The organism is Lysinibacillus sp. FSL K6-4013, assembly GCF_038630435.1.
GTDB classification, from domain to species: domain Bacteria; phylum Bacillota; class Bacilli; order Bacillales_A; family Planococcaceae; genus Lysinibacillus; species Lysinibacillus boronitolerans.
On the sequence record NZ_CP152031.1, the window covers coordinates 2390654 to 2406270 of the forward strand.

General features: G+C 35.5%; 15 protein-coding genes. 10 read left to right on the forward strand and 5 right to left on the reverse strand.

Going from position 1 to position 15617, the window contains the following annotated elements; translation table 11 throughout:
* Nucleotides 1-92 precede the first annotated feature (92 nt).
* On the forward strand, nucleotides 93-941 hold the full coding sequence (locus tag MHB39_RS11820) for a stalk domain-containing protein (RefSeq protein ID WP_342543813.1): 849 nt from the start codon (nucleotides 93-95) through the stop codon (nucleotides 939-941).
* A 70-nt stretch (nucleotides 942-1011) separates the two neighbouring features.
* Here the strand turns inward: MHB39_RS11820 and MHB39_RS11825 are convergent, their stop codons facing one another.
* A complete protein-coding gene (locus tag MHB39_RS11825; protein ID WP_342543814.1) occupies nucleotides 1012-1503 on the reverse strand; it encodes a PaaI family thioesterase in 492 nt (163 codons plus the stop codon).
* Nucleotides 1504-1894: 391 nt separating this feature from the next.
* On the opposite strand from MHB39_RS11825, the gene MHB39_RS11830 reads away from it, so the two are divergent.
* The gene (locus MHB39_RS11830) at nucleotides 1895-2407 is read left to right on the forward strand and encodes a hypothetical protein (RefSeq protein WP_342543815.1); all 513 of its coding nucleotides are present in this window, start codon (nucleotides 1895-1897) and stop codon (nucleotides 2405-2407) included.
* A gap of 111 nt (nucleotides 2408-2518) precedes the next feature.
* On the opposite strand, the gene MHB39_RS11835 is transcribed toward MHB39_RS11830, so the two are convergent.
* Entirely contained in the window at nucleotides 2519-2905 is a 387-nt protein-coding gene (locus MHB39_RS11835) for a hypothetical protein (RefSeq protein WP_342543816.1), read from the reverse strand.
* Nucleotides 2906-3097: 192 nt separating this feature from the next.
* Here MHB39_RS11835 and MHB39_RS11840 point away from each other — a divergent pair, with 192 nt between their 5' ends.
* The 6 genes from MHB39_RS11840 to MHB39_RS11865 all read left to right on the forward strand — a co-directional run bounded on the left by MHB39_RS11840 (nucleotide 3098) and on the right by MHB39_RS11865 (nucleotide 8890).
* Nucleotides 3098-3592, forward strand: coding sequence for a DinB family protein (locus MHB39_RS11840; protein ID WP_048392745.1), 495 nt, complete (start codon nucleotides 3098-3100; stop codon nucleotides 3590-3592).
* Nucleotides 3593-3639: 47 nt separating this feature from the next.
* Nucleotides 3640-4194, forward strand: coding sequence for a GNAT family protein (locus MHB39_RS11845; protein WP_342543817.1), 555 nt, complete (start codon nucleotides 3640-3642; stop codon nucleotides 4192-4194).
* A gap of 14 nt (nucleotides 4195-4208) precedes the next feature.
* Complete coding sequence (locus MHB39_RS11850) at nucleotides 4209-4970, forward strand: glycosyltransferase (RefSeq protein ID WP_269898453.1); 762 nt, start codon at nucleotides 4209-4211, stop codon at nucleotides 4968-4970.
* A 193-nt stretch (nucleotides 4971-5163) separates the two neighbouring features.
* Nucleotides 5164-6108: a serine hydrolase gene (locus MHB39_RS11855; protein ID WP_342543818.1), complete on the forward strand. Its 945-nt coding sequence runs from the start codon at nucleotides 5164-5166 to the stop codon at nucleotides 6106-6108.
* Between the two features lie 300 nt (nucleotides 6109-6408).
* Nucleotides 6409-6975, forward strand: a complete 567-nt coding sequence (locus MHB39_RS11860) for a TetR/AcrR family transcriptional regulator (protein ID WP_312752924.1) — start codon at nucleotides 6409-6411, stop codon at nucleotides 6973-6975.
* A gap of 58 nt (nucleotides 6976-7033) precedes the next feature.
* Nucleotides 7034-8890, forward strand: a complete 1857-nt coding sequence (locus MHB39_RS11865) for an alpha/beta fold hydrolase (protein WP_342543819.1) — start codon at nucleotides 7034-7036, stop codon at nucleotides 8888-8890.
* Nucleotides 8891-9495: 605 nt separating this feature from the next.
* Here MHB39_RS11865 and MHB39_RS11870 read toward each other — a convergent pair.
* A complete protein-coding gene (locus tag MHB39_RS11870) occupies nucleotides 9496-10383 on the reverse strand; it encodes a LysR family transcriptional regulator (RefSeq protein WP_342543820.1) in 888 nt (295 codons plus the stop codon).
* A 117-nt stretch (nucleotides 10384-10500) separates the two neighbouring features.
* Here MHB39_RS11870 and MHB39_RS11875 point away from each other — a divergent pair, with 117 nt between their 5' ends.
* The gene (locus tag MHB39_RS11875; RefSeq protein WP_342543821.1) at nucleotides 10501-11898 is read left to right on the forward strand and encodes an MFS transporter; all 1398 of its coding nucleotides are present in this window, start codon (nucleotides 10501-10503) and stop codon (nucleotides 11896-11898) included.
* 643 nt (nucleotides 11899-12541) lie between these two features.
* On the opposite strand, the gene MHB39_RS11880 is transcribed toward MHB39_RS11875, so the two are convergent.
* A complete protein-coding gene (locus MHB39_RS11880) occupies nucleotides 12542-13426 on the reverse strand; it encodes a hypothetical protein (protein WP_342543822.1) in 885 nt (294 codons plus the stop codon).
* 511 nt (nucleotides 13427-13937) lie between these two features.
* Nucleotides 13938-14432 carry a hypothetical protein gene (locus MHB39_RS11885; protein ID WP_342543823.1) on the reverse strand — a complete coding sequence of 165 codons (495 nt, stop codon included), beginning with the start codon at nucleotides 14430-14432 and terminating at the stop codon, nucleotides 13938-13940.
* Nucleotides 14433-14774: 342 nt separating this feature from the next.
* Between MHB39_RS11885 and MHB39_RS11890 the strand changes: the two genes are divergently transcribed.
* The gene (locus MHB39_RS11890) at nucleotides 14775-15284 is read left to right on the forward strand and encodes a DinB family protein (protein WP_333004016.1); all 510 of its coding nucleotides are present in this window, start codon (nucleotides 14775-14777) and stop codon (nucleotides 15282-15284) included.
* Nucleotides 15285-15617: the final 333 nt, after the last annotated feature.

Genomic DNA, 15617 nt, shown 5'->3' on the forward strand with positions numbered 1-15617 from the left:
GGATTTTTTTGTTACCGTTGCTAATAGCAGAAGGAAATAATAGGGTTCATATGGAATGAAGTAATGATAGCGAAGTAAAGGAGCTAATAATCATGAAAAAAATATGTTCAGGTATTTTCCTTATGTTGATTGTCATTCTTACATCGATCACAACTGCTGCAGCAGCTAGTAGTCAACTAAAAGTGGACGGTATGACAGTACAAACGGATGTGAAGCCCGAAATAAAAAACAATCGAACAATGGTACCTTTACGCGTGATTAGTGAAAATTTAGGGGCTAAGGTGCATTGGTCGGATGGGCAAGTGATACTGACCCAAAGTGAGATGAAAGTCAGTTTAAAGTTAAACAGTAGTAAAGCCACAGTAAATGGAAAAACGGTATTATTGGATGCAAAGCCATACTTAAAGAATGGACGCACCATTGTACCATTACGTTTTCTAGCAGAAATCTTTGGCTGTAAAGTTCATTACGATCATTTAACGATCTCAATCGATACAGAGCCATTGATGATTAAGGGTGTGGAAGTGAAAGCATTACTTCATGAATACCACATGACAATGGGGGGAGTAGTCGAGCAAATCAATGGCAATGCCTATATGGAAGAAATGCACCGTATATTTACTAAAAATATGGGCAAGAAGATAAAACAGCCTAACGACTACACATGGTCTGTGCATAGCACCGTAATTGGGGGCTATTATAAAATGGGCCAATATGATTTCTTGAACAAGGAAGGTAGTAGCATAGCACGTTATGATCTCTATTCGTTGGTGCAATCTTCAGATAAACCTTTGACTGGACAGCCAGACGTGTTGATTTATGACGCCACTGTTGACCAATGGTATGAGTTTAACAAAACTGCCAGTGACTCTATTTATTCGTTAATGGAAACTGCCACGAGAAATGGCTTTGTGACAGTTATTAGTAATACAGTTCCTTGATTATGAATCCATTAAAAACGCAATAGAAGAGCACATCTATGAATAAGATGTGCTCTTCTTATTAAAAATGCTAATCATTTTTATTTAGAAAAGTACTAGGCATGACTACAAGGACTACTGTTCCACGAGCACAAAGCGTATCCTGCGCGTAAACTTCAGTTTCTACTTTCCATTTCTTCGGATGAATTTCTTCAACAGTGCCAATTGCCTTTAAGGGAACATCTTGGGGTGTTGGCTTGAGGAAATCTACATTAAGGTTAGCCGTTACAAATCGAGGTGGCTCCACTCCATCACCAATTTCATGTCCATTTTTACGATGCAAGGCAAGCGCTGCCGACCCTGTTCCATGGCAATCAATTAATGAAGCAATTAAACCACCATAGATAAATCCTGGAATACCCATATATTTTGATTCAGGTGTATAGATTGTGATCGTCTTTTCACCATGCCACCCCGTGCGAAGATGATGACCATCATCATTCAAACGGCCACACCCATAACACCAAGCGTTATCATCTGGATAAATATCTTGAATTGCTTTTTCTACTTTTAATTCTTCCATTCTTCTCTCCCCAATACTCTAGTATTATTTGTTTCTAATCGAACGTTAATCATTTAAGTATAATTAATCATTTCCATTCCATCAATAAAAATCTAAATATTCCATCTATTTAAACTATGTAAAAAAGCACGACCATAAAGTTGGACAAGTTTTATTAATGACAGATGGGGAGGGCTGGTATCAGGAAGAAGGAAAAGCTGCATAGCTTGTAAAACGCTGGCATGGTGCAACAAAGGAAAGATGGTATACTAAGGTCGTTACGTTTTTCTTTTACCGTGCTGAAGAAGGAATAAAGGAGTCAAAAGGTATATCATTAGAAAATATAATCGATTGTATTTGCAAGGAAGCAACTAATAAAGACAGTAAAAAATTAGAAGAATTACTAGAGCAATTGTATGATTATGAAAGTGCTAAAATACTCGATATTTACCCTTATCAGATAAAAAGTAATAAAAAATATAGTCAAGTAGAAGTATTCTTCGATAAATTGGAGATGGTCGATTTCCAAGAAAAAACGCAGGATTATCATTCTTATCAGAAAAGCCTAGAAAAATTCGAGAGATTTTTTGAATTGATGTGGTTAAAATCATCTGAATTTTATGCATTTTATTACATACCAGATCCTTTATATAAGGATCAATTGTATTATAAAGTCTACGAGAATGAGTGGAATAAAATTATCCCTAAAGATCTTACAGAAGGCATTTTATTAAACATTGATGAGTACACAATATTAATTTCACTAATAAAATTAGCTGTTTCGGACCATCTCCATCTACATATCATTTTACCTGAGGAGAATATGGTATTTAGTGGGAATGGATTAGCCTTTTTAATCTATAGCCAGCGTAATCTTGAGCTATTTGAAAAGATAGCTAATACGGAGGGGCTCTATATCCGTTGAAAAAGTGATAGAACATTTCCAGCAACATGGAGCCAGATAAATATGAAACATACCCTAAAAAATAGCAACAATCTATGTTGCGTACAGATCGTTGCTACTATTATTTAAAAATCATTTATTTTGCTCTCGATAATTAATGGCCTCTTTAAATTCATCGGTAGCTAGGATGTTGTAAAACATATTTCTACTGTTTACGTTTGCTATTGTCCCAGTGTTTGTATTATCAATCCATAGATAGTATTCATCATCGTTTAGTTTGATCTTATACTGCGGAGCAATTTCGTTATCAACCTCACCGAATTCTCTAGCTTTTTTAAATGTTTTTTCTATAATTTTAACATCTTCCGTATTAGAGATTTGTTGTAAAGTATCGGGTTGTACTTCATCGAAATTAATTAATTCTTGAATTTCTATCACCTTTGATGCTTTTTTCTGATCGTTACAAGCAACTAGCGCTAAAGAACAAATCATTAACAACAAAATTGTTTTTATTTTCACCTTGATCTTCACCCCTCTTTATTCATTCTAGTATATTCCCTTATGAACACATCTTCAAACCGCAAACCCTCAAAATATTTACATATTCTAACAGTCTAAAAAAGGTTTAACCATAGAATAAAAACTTATTTGAGAGCTTTCCCCTTGAATGGAATTTATAGTATGCTGATTAAAAGGGAGGAGAGGGATTTTATGGTTAAACAATTGATTGTTGGGGATACAACACAGGAATTGGCTTCTACTCGTCGCATGCTGGAACGCTTGCCCGACGAGCATATGACATGGAGGCCACATGAGAAATCAATGACACTAGGAGGTCTGGCCACGCACCTAATCAATCTGCTAAACTGGCAAATGGCTATTTTACAGTACTTAGACTTTGATCTTTCCACCGTTCCGTTACGACGAGAGGCATTAGAAAAGCGAGCTGACATTCTGGATGAGTTCGATACAAACGTAAGAAAACTGGAAATGATGCTTACTGAATGTGATGAGAAAACGCTTGGAGAGGAATGGACACTACGTCATGGTGACCATATTATTCGCCAAGAGCCTCGAGCAATTGCGTTCCGCACCTTCGGATTAAGCCACATGGTCCATCATCGGGCGCAACTTGGGGTATACTTGCGACTTCTCGATATTCCAGTACCAGGCATCTACGGCCCCTCTGCAGACGAAGAAGCCTAGTAAACTACTTCCATGAATCGCTATTTAGAAAGGTATGAGGTGTTCGATTGACTAAGATAATGACGAAAACAGAACGATTAATTATTCGATTAATGGAAGAGGGAGATTACTCTTCTTGGCTTACGCAATATGAAAATCGTTTACCTTCCCAGCATAAATACGATGAAGGTAAATTAGATATGAGCATCTGTACGAAAGAATGGTTTATTGATTTAGTTACTAAGCATCATCAGATGGCTCAGGATGATAAGGTGTATGTATTTGGAGTATTTAGAAAAACAGATAATACGCATATTGGGTTTGTAGACTTTTCCACAATTATGAGGGAAGAATTTCAATGGGCTAGGTTCGGGTATACCATTCATAACCATTTTTGGAGAAAAGGTTATGGTAAAGAGGCTGTAAAGGCAGCGATTGATCTAGCATTTGAAAAATTAAATTATCATCGAATAGAAGCTCATATAAACCTCGACAATACAGCATCTATAAAATTAGCAGAAAATGTTGGGATGCTTTATGAATGCACGAGGAAAGGATTCATATACGAGGACAACAAGTGGACTGATCAGCTGGTTTATTTTATAAATGCAGAAGACATTTAAAAGGGAGGAGCTGTATGTACGACATGGAGAACTCTTTAGAAGTGCAAAAGAAAGAGGATATAAAAATTTCAATAGTCATACCAGCCCATAATGAAGAAAAATACATTGGAAAGTGCTTAGAATCTATTTTAAAGGCTTCCAAATCCTTTGAAAATCAAGTAGAGATTATTGTTGTTTTAAATCGCTGTACAGATAGAACAGAGGAAATTGCAAAATCGTATAATTGTATCCTACTAAAAAATAGCGATAAGAACCTTTCGAAGATTAGGAACGCTGGCGTTGATATGGCAAGAGGTGAAATCATCGTCACAATTGATGCCGATACACAGATGAACGAACATGTGTTATCGAAGGCAGTGGAGAACTTAAGCACAGGTAAGTACATTGGCGGGGGCGTTACAGGAAAGTTTGAAAGAATGTCCTTAGGAATTTTTGTTTCAGCTTTGTTATTAATCGGACCACTATTTTTAAAATATGGTGCAATTTCTGTAGGCATCTTTTGGTGCTACAAAAAAGATTTTCAAGCAATTAATGGATTTAATGAAAATATGCTCATGGCAGAAGATGCCGATTTTGCTAAACGATTAAAAGATTGGGGAAAAAAGAACGGAAAAAAATACGGAACAATTCAAAATGGAATGATCACTTCAAGCAGAAAATTTGATAAGCATGGAGACTGGGTTTTACTTAAACGTCCTAAAATGATCCTAGCATACCTTAAAGGTACAGATCAGAAACATGCGAATGAAGCATATTATGAAAATGAAGATAGATAAAAAGAAACCGTAACGTTAATCGAACAAGGATTAACGTTTTTTTGTTATCACACTATCTGGAAAAAAGAAAAGAATTGAATAATTTTTTATAATAAATTATTCTTTATTACATCAATATTGATGATTCATTTTAGCGAAAGGATGGGGATTGATATAGCTGACGTCAATGTGTCAAACCCTAACAATCAGAATGATGAATAACTTTGAAGATTTAATAGAAAAAGAGTATTCCAATATAGCAGGCATCGCTATTAGAAAAGATAATCATTTAATTTACGAAAAATATTTTGATGGGTACACCCCAGATGATGCTTTGCATATAGCATCTGTCACTAAAAGTATCATCTCCATTCTTATTGGAATGGCAATTGATAAAGGATATATGAAAAATATAGAACAGCATGTGTTAGATTTTTTTCCAAATTATACAGTGAAACGTGGCGAAAAAACCATTCAAAACATCACCATAGCAAATTTGTTGTCAATGACTGCACCCTATAAATACAAGTCGGAGCCTTATACAAAAGTATATTCAAGTGATGACTGGGTAAAAGCTGCATTGGATTTGCTAGGGGGCAAAGGTAGTATTGGGGTGTTTAACTATTCTACCGTTGGCACACATATTTTATCAGATGTTCTTACAACTGCCACTGGTCAATCTGTTCTTGATTTCGCTACAGAAAACTTGTTTAAACCTCTTGCAATCAAAGCTCCCACAAATACAACTATACAAAATAAAGAAGACTATTTCGCTTTTCTGAAGGATAAATATGTCACTGGCTGGATCATAGACCCTAAAGGAGTAAACACAGCTGGCTGGGGACTTACTTTAACGCCACGGGATATGGCGAAAATAGGGCAATTATATTTAAATGGAGGTGTATGGAACGGACAGCACATCATTTCTTCCAAATGGATAGAGGATAGCACAAAAGAGAAAAGTCGATGGGGAGAGTTAGCCTATGGTTACTTGTGGTGGATCGTTGATGATTGCTATGCAGCTTTGGGGGATGGTGGAAATGTAATCTTCATAAATCCTCAAAAGAAAATGGTCATTTCGATTACTTCGCGCTTTATGCCACGTGCCAAGGATCGTGTTGAATTAATTAGAAAGCATCTAATGCCATTGTTTGAATAACAGCTAGTGACTATAAAAAGTTACGGTAAATACACTCCATTTTGATCATTATCAATCAAAATGGAGTTTTTATATTTAATATAAGGGTATTAATGAATCAATCTTCCAACAAACATATTTATTGAACCCAGCGTTCAAACACAAGTGAAAAATTGCAAACCCTGTTCACTTTAGTTCAAAATGAGGTTAATTTTAACAGTAAAATCAATTATACTTTTTGATCAATTTCTTTATTCAACAGTATACTTGCAATACCCATTGTAGTACTATATAGTACTAATTATGACAAAGGTAAAATTAATGAATCAAAAACGTGTAATTGAAGTAGCTGCAACATTATTTTTAGAAAAAGGGTTTGCTTATACAAGCATGGATGAATTAGTTCGTGTAAGCAAAGTTTCAAAGTCTAATGTGTATTATCACTTCTCTAATAAGGAAGAATTGTTGGAAGGGGTCGTTGATTATTGGATTGAAATGTATCAATCTGCAATGGATGACTTACTGTCTCAAAACCAATTATTAGTTGAAGATCGTATCCAACTGTTTTTAAAACAAATAACACAAGGGGTTCAGACGAGAGAATATAAGGGGAGCTGTCCATTTATTACGCTTTATATTCAAAGTCCTACAAATGCCACAAAAGTAAAAGAAAAAATAGGTCTTTTTTTTAAAGGCTTACAAACAAAAGTTTCTCTATTGCTTAAACAAGGGGTAGAGAAGGGTGAATTTAGAAAGACAATAAATATTGACGAGGTTGCATCTCTTTTTATTACAAATCTTGAAGGAGCGCTATTTATTTCAGAAACACTGGAGGATGCAACTGTAATCATGAAAACAGCAGATCATTTGTTTAACTTGCTTCGGTAAAAGAAGCATTTTTTTTTACATCGAATTAGTACTGAATAGTACTACAAGGAGGCTTTTTATGAGAACAGTATTTTTAACAGGTGGAACAGGTTTTATCGGAAAGCAATTAGTGAAGGAATTAGCCAAAGAGCATGTTACAATTCTTCTATTAGTAAGATCGAAAAGTAAAGCAACACGCATTTATCAAGAAAGAGGCATCTTAAAAGAGGAAAATATGCACTTTATTGAAGGTGATTTAACGAAAATAGACTTAGGTTTAAGTGCTGAAGATAAGGAGTTGGTATTGAAAACGGATGTGATTATTCACGCAGGAGGCTCCATGGATATTCAAGCGACAAACAAGGAGGCAACTTCTGTATTTTTGAATGGTGCCAAACATATTAGTGAATTCGCTAAAAGTATTCATCAATTGAAGGGCTTGCAGCAATTTATTCATGTAGTAGGCTATATGAGTCCCTTTGATGATAAAAATAGCAAGATTGCGATAGATGTGTTTAAAGAAGGAAACAATTTTTTGAAAATAAAAAACCCATATGAGAGAACAAAGTTTTTAGCAGATCTTTATATCCGTCAGCAGGCATCAGCAGTAGGTTATCCGCTGTCTGTCATTAATCCGCCAACTGTGGTTGGTAGTAGTAAAACAGGGAGTACAGAGCAGATAGCTGGATTAGGTTTGCTTGTGACAAGTATGCGAAGAGGGCTCATGCCAGTGATTCCAGGAGGTAAGGGATATAGGTTGCCATTGATTTCAAACGATGAGTTTGCGAAGTTTATTGTGCAGGTTTTCAAATTGGAGCAGCCGGCTATTCAAACATATACACTTGTTGATGACAAAGAGAACGATCCGAACATTGCTGAATTATTAAGTGTTATGTCGGAAAGTATGAATATGAGGGCACCAAAAATCTCTGTTCCAATGCCGCTTATGAAAACAATAATGAAAAGTGGAGTAAGTAAAATAACAAACATTCCTTCTGATGGACTGAATTTTATCACAAAAAGAACATTTTCCAATGGTTCGGTGAAAACCATGAGGGGGGGAGATTGGTTTAAGAAGATGAGTGTCATGAACTTTTTCCCTGCCGTAGTAGCTGATCTGGATTATCGATTGATGTATCAAAATGCTGAGCATCATCATTTATTTGAGCGAACATTATGCGATAACAATACCCTTTACCAATTACAAGGAGAGGGAAAACCGTTTATTTTATTACATGGTTTATTGAGTGATGGAGAGGATTTATTTCCTTTAGCGCAAGAGCTTCATGAAAAAACGGGTCAACCTGTATGGATCTTGGATCTTCCAGGTTTGGGACGTTCGCCTTTTAAACGAGAGAAAAATCTTTTAAATATCTATTTGAATGTAGTGAAAAAGTTATTGGAGAAAGCTACTAACGGTGCCCATCTAATTGGCCATTCATTTGGTGCATATATTCTTTTGGAAGCATTAGTACAAAAGTACATAGATAAGAAGCATACAATTACTTTATTTCAGCCACCTATTGCTAAAAAAAATGCTAAATCCATAAATGTTCCTCAATTTATGAACAAATGGACATTGAAATTGGCAACGACTAATTTGATAGAGCGATATCTTTTAAGTAATGGTTTATTTGAAAGTATAGAGAGCATCCCTGAACATTATATTGAAAAATTAAGTAAAAGTTTTACTTCTCCTAGAATTTTAAATACTACGGTTCAGCTTAACAGTTTACTATCGAAAAACGTTCAAGGTGATTTCAATGAAGTAGCAAAGTTTAATCTTCACATTATTTGGGGGGATTCTGACAGAGGCTATTCTGCTCCTACGCATCTGGGGAAGGTTGACTTTGTTCCATATGGTCATCATTTTCCTCTTAACCATCCGAGTGAAACGGCTAATTTGGTAATAACAAATAGTAGTACTAACAGATGAGCGTGTGGGATAAATAAAAAGCATGTAAATGAATTTGCAAAAAAAGATGAGATCTTGCTTCGGTAAAACGAATCCTTTGATATTGCATTCGAAAAGTATACACCTAACCAGTTGTCGAAATTTATGTGACGACTGGTTATTTAGTATTATTCTTCAGAATTGAGGAATCAAGAAGAACAAATTTAATAAAAGGAAACTAAGATATAACGATGCAGTATATTGTTTTAAAAAATTATTTGAAGATAATTCAAGATCTAATTGCATTTTTATAAAACGAATTAATAGATATCGAGGTGATTGAGGATTAATATCTTTTTCAATGAGCATTCGTAAATAAAAGCTTATGTTGGATATTGCAGCTGAAAACAACTTTTTTAATTGAGAAAAATAATTAATACTTTATATGTTTATTAACAATAAGGTTTTTTAACATATATTAAATTTTTTCATTAAACAATTGGGCCAATTGTGGAGTAACGTCAGGACATAAAAAACTTCTAACGAATAAACATACTTTGCACGTTATTCGTTAGAAGTTATCATACTCCATTTAATAGTAGGCTGTTCCATAACCTCATCGAATCGGTACGAGTCATGCCATAAGATTAATTGGACTGGTTCGATATTGCCTCAAAATAGTCTAAAACTACCTCGCGGAATTCCAATGAAGCTTGCGTCATGTATCGACTTTTATGCCATAATAAAGCGATATCACGTACAAGTTCATGATTCTCAACTTGCAAATATTTAATCTTTTCCCATGATATTTTTGCGGTGCTTGGTATGAAGGCAAGACCAATTTCAGCTTCTACAAGAGTGATTAAACGTGTAGGTTCATCGCCCTCATACACATATTGAAGGTCAATTCCAGCCGATTTGCATACAGCGTCTACTAAATCACGAGTGCCGTATCCTCTTTTCACACCGACAAAGCATTCATCCTTAAGTTCTGTTAAACATACGCTACCTCGGTCTGCCAGCCGATGCCCATTAGGAACTGCAACAAGAATGGGATCAACATAGACAACTTGACATTCGATGTCTTCTCCTTGAAAAGGGGAGGACGACAAGCAAAAATCGACTTCGCCTCGATGCAAAAGCGTGACCATTTCCAGTGTGGTCAGCATTTGCACATGAAATTGGATATTAGGACGTTTTTTACGAAACTCTCGCATAATCTGGGGCAAAGTGCTTGCAGTGGTTACCGCAAGCTTGAGTGTGCCAGATTCCGCTCTGGACAAATCGCTAATCTCCTGCTTTCCCTGTTCCAACTCGAACAAAGCCCTTTCCGCGCGACGGATGAATTTGTTGCCAAATTCATTTAATCGCAGTTTCCTGCCTGTGCGATCAAATAAAGGTACCCCTAAATCTTCTTCCAGACGCTGAATCGTTTTACTTAGCGACGATTGCGTTACGTGGAGACTTCGTGCAGCTTCGGTTACATGCTCTAATCGAGCTACCTCTAGAAAATATTGTAGTTGAAGAAGTTCCATTTCTTTTTCTCTCCAATCATTCCTTTTGGTCAATGATATCATAACTTTAAATGCGTTAGAATGAATGTAAAATTTCAAGTAAGATATCAATGGAACAAATATAAAGGGGGGCAAAAAATGAATTCTCGTAGCAGGTGGTTAATGATATCCGTTGGACTAGGAATATTATTAAACCCTTTAAATTCATCCATGATTTCTGTTGCTATTGCTAGGTTGCAACATGTGTATAGCATTGATTTTACTGCTGTTTCTTGGATTGTGTTTTCATTTTATATCGCTAGTGCTATCGCCCAACCTGTAATGGGGAAGGCTAGTGATGTATTCGGTCGGAGGAAGATATTTCTTGCTGGTCTTGTTGTATCTTTAGTTTCTTCTATTCTGGCTCCATTTTCTCCAAACTTCGGATGGCTTATAGTGTCCAGAATCGTACAATCAATCGGAACTAGTATGCTGATTGCAGTTGGAACAGCTATAGTACGCATTCATATTACAGAAAAGCAAGCAGATGCTTTAGCAGGTTTATCGATTTTCCTATCCGGTGCGGCAGCTATAGGACCTTTTGCCGGAGGAGTACTTATTCAATGGTGGGATTGGCCAGCGATCTTCCTCGTCAATATCCCGTTTGTAGTGGCGAGCTTTATATTAGCTTGGAAAATAATTCCTAATGATGGATCAGCAGCAACGGTTTCACGTGACATGTCGTTTCGAAAATTACTGGGTGTGATTGATGTGCCAGGAATTCTGCTCTTTGCGGTGGGGCTGATTGCCTTTCTAGTTGGCTTGCTGTCAGCGAAATCATCTGGGCATTTCTCTATGTGGAATATCATTGTTGTGCTAACCGGGCTCGTTGCGTTGGGAATATTCGTACGACATGAGCTAAAAACAGTGTCGCCATTTATTCCTTTACGCACCTTCGCCAAATATCCAGGGATGACATGGGCCAATATACAATACTTGCTAGTTAACTTACTTTATTATTCACTCTTTTTTGGGATTCCATCATACCTGCAAATGGTGCGGCATGTCAGTGAATTCCAGACAGGGATTCTTATGTTAACCTTGGGCTTGAGCTCGATTGTCGCTTCACCAATAGCAGGGAAATGGGTCGGTAAATCGGGACCCAGACCTGCATTGATTGTATCCTCATTACTGATGGTGGTAGGGGCAGTGTGGATCGTGACATGGACGCAAAGTTCACCAGTCATCAGTGTGTGCCTGGCGTTAGCCGCATTCGGTTTTAGCAACGGGCTAAACGCTGTTAGTATGCAGGCAGCTCTGTTTAAAAGCTCTCCAAAAGAAATTGCTGGTGTAGCATCTGGCCTATTTAATACATCGAGATACTTGGGAACAATTTTATCTTCACTGTTGACAGGTATCATTATGGGAGGTGCGTTCAACTTTACAGGATTCCGATTGCTGGGAGTTTTCCTAACGGTCATTGCATTGGTCTTAGTATTTATAAGTCTGCGACTCAGATATTCTGAGCAATTGGATGAACCGAGTACAAGCAATTAAAACAAAAAATAAAAATAGGAGTTTTTAATTTATGACAACTGTTAAAATCAAGGAATGGTCCTAATGGGATCAAGCTTGGCAGGAAATGCAAAAGGATAAACAACCCCAAGGTGAAAAAGTCAACCAGAAGTGGAATTCAAGAGCGCAAACTTTCGCCGCGAATACCCTTGGAATTGCAGGTCAAAAACGGACGTAGCAAGTTATTTAATGGCTTAAACAGATCAGTGTCCGTTTAGGGAGCGAAGGTTCTAGACAGGTGTCGGCAGTTGAACCGTCTTCGTCTATGAACGTACTGCTAAGGGAACATGCGCTCAGCAATGTATGTGAGCATAGTATGTGATCGAGGCATTATGGGAAGACATGGATGTTGATCAAAAAGGTTGAAACAAGGAATAAGTACGTTGCAGTGTGCTTTTACATTTTACATCCATTCCGTCTCACTATTATTAGTATACTTTTTAACGAAACATAACTTCCTATAATTTATATTATGTAAACTAAAATTATTTGGCGAGGAGGAGGGCTTGGATACGTCAACACCCTATAATACAATCGTTGCTTTTATCTAGAGGCTGGAATTTTTTTGTCCCAGCCTCTATTAATTGCTTCATTACTATGAGTCACTTCATCAAGTTTAACTTTATTATCTAAAATAGCCATACAATTTCCATATATAATCGGAAATTACATTTGAATTATATTCAGCCAAACTATACGCATAATCAAAACCATTATTTAGTATATCGTGTAACTGAACGATCGGATTATAGAAAAAATAAATTTCATCCGAGTTCTTACTATCCTGTAATATTTTATAACTCATTTCTTTCTCTTCTTTACCAAGATGATAAAGATACATTACAATTATTTTTAAACTTTCTCTTTCGGATTTTTTCCTATTTGCAAAACGGAAATCTTCTAATGACTCTATTCGTTCTAGAAGGCTACAGAATATATGTTGATTCATACCATACTTTAAATATAAAGCATATAAAAGATATACAGACTCCAAATAATCTATTATTATCAAATCATTGGGTGATCTCATAACCACAACTTCATGGTCTTTTTCGGGTGATGCAACTTTTTTTAAACCTTTTTGTGTTCTATCCTTTAAATATTCGTTCAAAATTTTATTGTCAGAGATATCAAGCACAAAATTGTCAATCCTTATTTTTTTATCTTCGTTAAATGTATTTTTTTCTTTTAAATCAAAGATTATACACTTTTTCTCTTTGGTTTTGACTATTTTATACTTAACTGCATTTAAGATATAAGGGTTTTTTAATATTTTAATATGTAGTTCATTGTCCGTATATTTGTTATATTTAAGTAGACAAACACCTAATGATTTTGAATAACTCAATAAACGTCTATCATTACAATTGTTAACCTCTTTTCGAATTTCTGTTGCAATATAATCATCAAGCTGACTTAATCTAATTACAGGCCGTTCTTTTTTAGGAATTTGGTATCTTCTATGATTACCATCAATATTTTCACTATCTTCTATTCTAAATAACAGCATATATCCTCCTTTATTCAATTTTACATAAATTTTCCGGTGTTTCGTGACCGAGTTTTCGACACATGGATTTAAAAATCTATTTTGCCACTCTATAACTTTTTGACATAAGTCATTTCAACTTTCTCAGTAATTAAATCTGTTGTTAATATAAAAATGCTCTTTCGCCTTAAATCTAGTTCTCTAAAAGGTAAACAATATGTTCCAAACTAAATTGTTTTACTGTTGATCTTTGCGCTACTAATTTCAATTTATATCTCAGTGGCTACTGAAGATAGCTCTTACTTTATGATATTGTAGGTTGTTATTCCTTTTTTCCTTTTGAGTAATTCGATAGAGCCACTTAAATATTCTTGAACCACCATCAATTTAAATTCTTCACTATATTTAGTCATATAAATCACCCCAAAAGTTAGTTTTTTACTCTAACTTTTGGGGTGCAGGACCGAATTGCACCAGATTGTTGAAGACCGTTATTGAACTAAAGTCCCCGTTACTTTAATAAGGATGTGCTTTAAAAGTAATCGGGGATATGTAGTGATATAGAGTCAATCTCATTTTCTTTTGAGTAATACATACAAACACTGTCTTTATATTTTTGACAATCATTAGGTAGTTCAATAAAGCCTAATCCTTTATAAAATTCTATCCCAATATCACTATAAAGGAAAAAGTTGTTACAGTTTTCTTCCAGTTCTAGTTTATTTATCGTTTCTTTGACCAAGAAAGAAGCGTATCCTTTTTTTCTTAATAATAAGGGAGTAGCGATTGAACCAAGCCCTTTTACAATTTGGTCTTCAGAAAGATTTAGTTCATATACGATGAGGGAGCTTAATAGTTGCTTTGTATCTGTTGCTTCAAGAACGTACCACTTTCCCTTTTTATACTTATTGGAAGCCTGGCACAAAGTTATATATTCTTCATATGGCATATTATCTCCCCAAACATCATAGCCCATCTTGTAAATTTCTATCATATCCTCTTTTGTTGCTTCCCTAATTTTTTTCAAAGAACCTCTCCTTTTGTTTTAAGCGATTATACATTCTTTTCGACATTAAGTTTATCAAAACCTCTATTCTTCTAAAGCTAAACTGCTCCATTATCTTAAGTACATTTTTTTAAAAAACTCCACATAGAAATTAACACAAAACACCATTTAAAATTTAGAAGTGTAATTTAATTAAATGGCCCTTTAATGAAACCAAGCGCCGATTTTTATTACAGAATCGCGCCCGATTGTTGAATATGTTTTCGAAATAGTGAAAATAAATATTAAATAAAGGAAATATCCTCTTGAAAGTAGAATATTACCCTACAACCATAATTAACTATTCCGATGAGGAGGATTTTTGTGCGTCCACGACCATTATTTATTGAAAATCCAGAGCATGATAGGTATGTTAGTCTTGTGCCAGATGGAGATATTGAAGAAATACTGAGTAAGCAACGAACTAATACCCTTACCCTCTTAGGCAGCGTATCAGAGGAGTTAGCAAGGAAGACGTACGCACCAGGGAAATGGACTTTAAAAGAAGTGATTGGGCATATGACCGACTCGGAACGTGTGATGTCGTATCGAATGCTTGCCATTGCACGAAATGAAAGTGCACCACTCCCAGCACTGGATCAGGATCAATACGTTTCTGCGGCAAACTTCAACAAATTATCTTGGGAACAATTACTAGCTGGTTTAGATACGGTACGCTCCAACACGTTAAGCCTGATTTCAACTATTGATGAAGCTGCGTGGGTTCGTAATGGAACTGTAATGAACAGCCCCGTTTCGGTAGGTACCATTGCATATGGCATTGCCGGGCACGAGTTACACCATATGAAAGTGATTAGTGATAAATACTTATAAGTCTCTTTCTATTAATGAAAAAACTTAATTTCTCATTTAATACTGAGAAATTAGGTTTTTTAATAGTGGAACTTCCTTAGCGTTATAAATCCGCATTTTCCTGACGTTATCTCTATTTATAAGTTTCCTATTTTATTTAATTTCTTATTCAATTATATGGCCCTATAACAAAAAAAACCCATTTCTACATGAGTGTCTTAATTGAATGAAAGTTTGATTAATAACGGTGCGCCAATTGATGTCATTCAAAGTTTACTAGGTCATATAGATTGTATTGAAAACAATATGTTTTTAATGTAAGCGATGAATATCCCTCGATTTTTTTATCCTGTT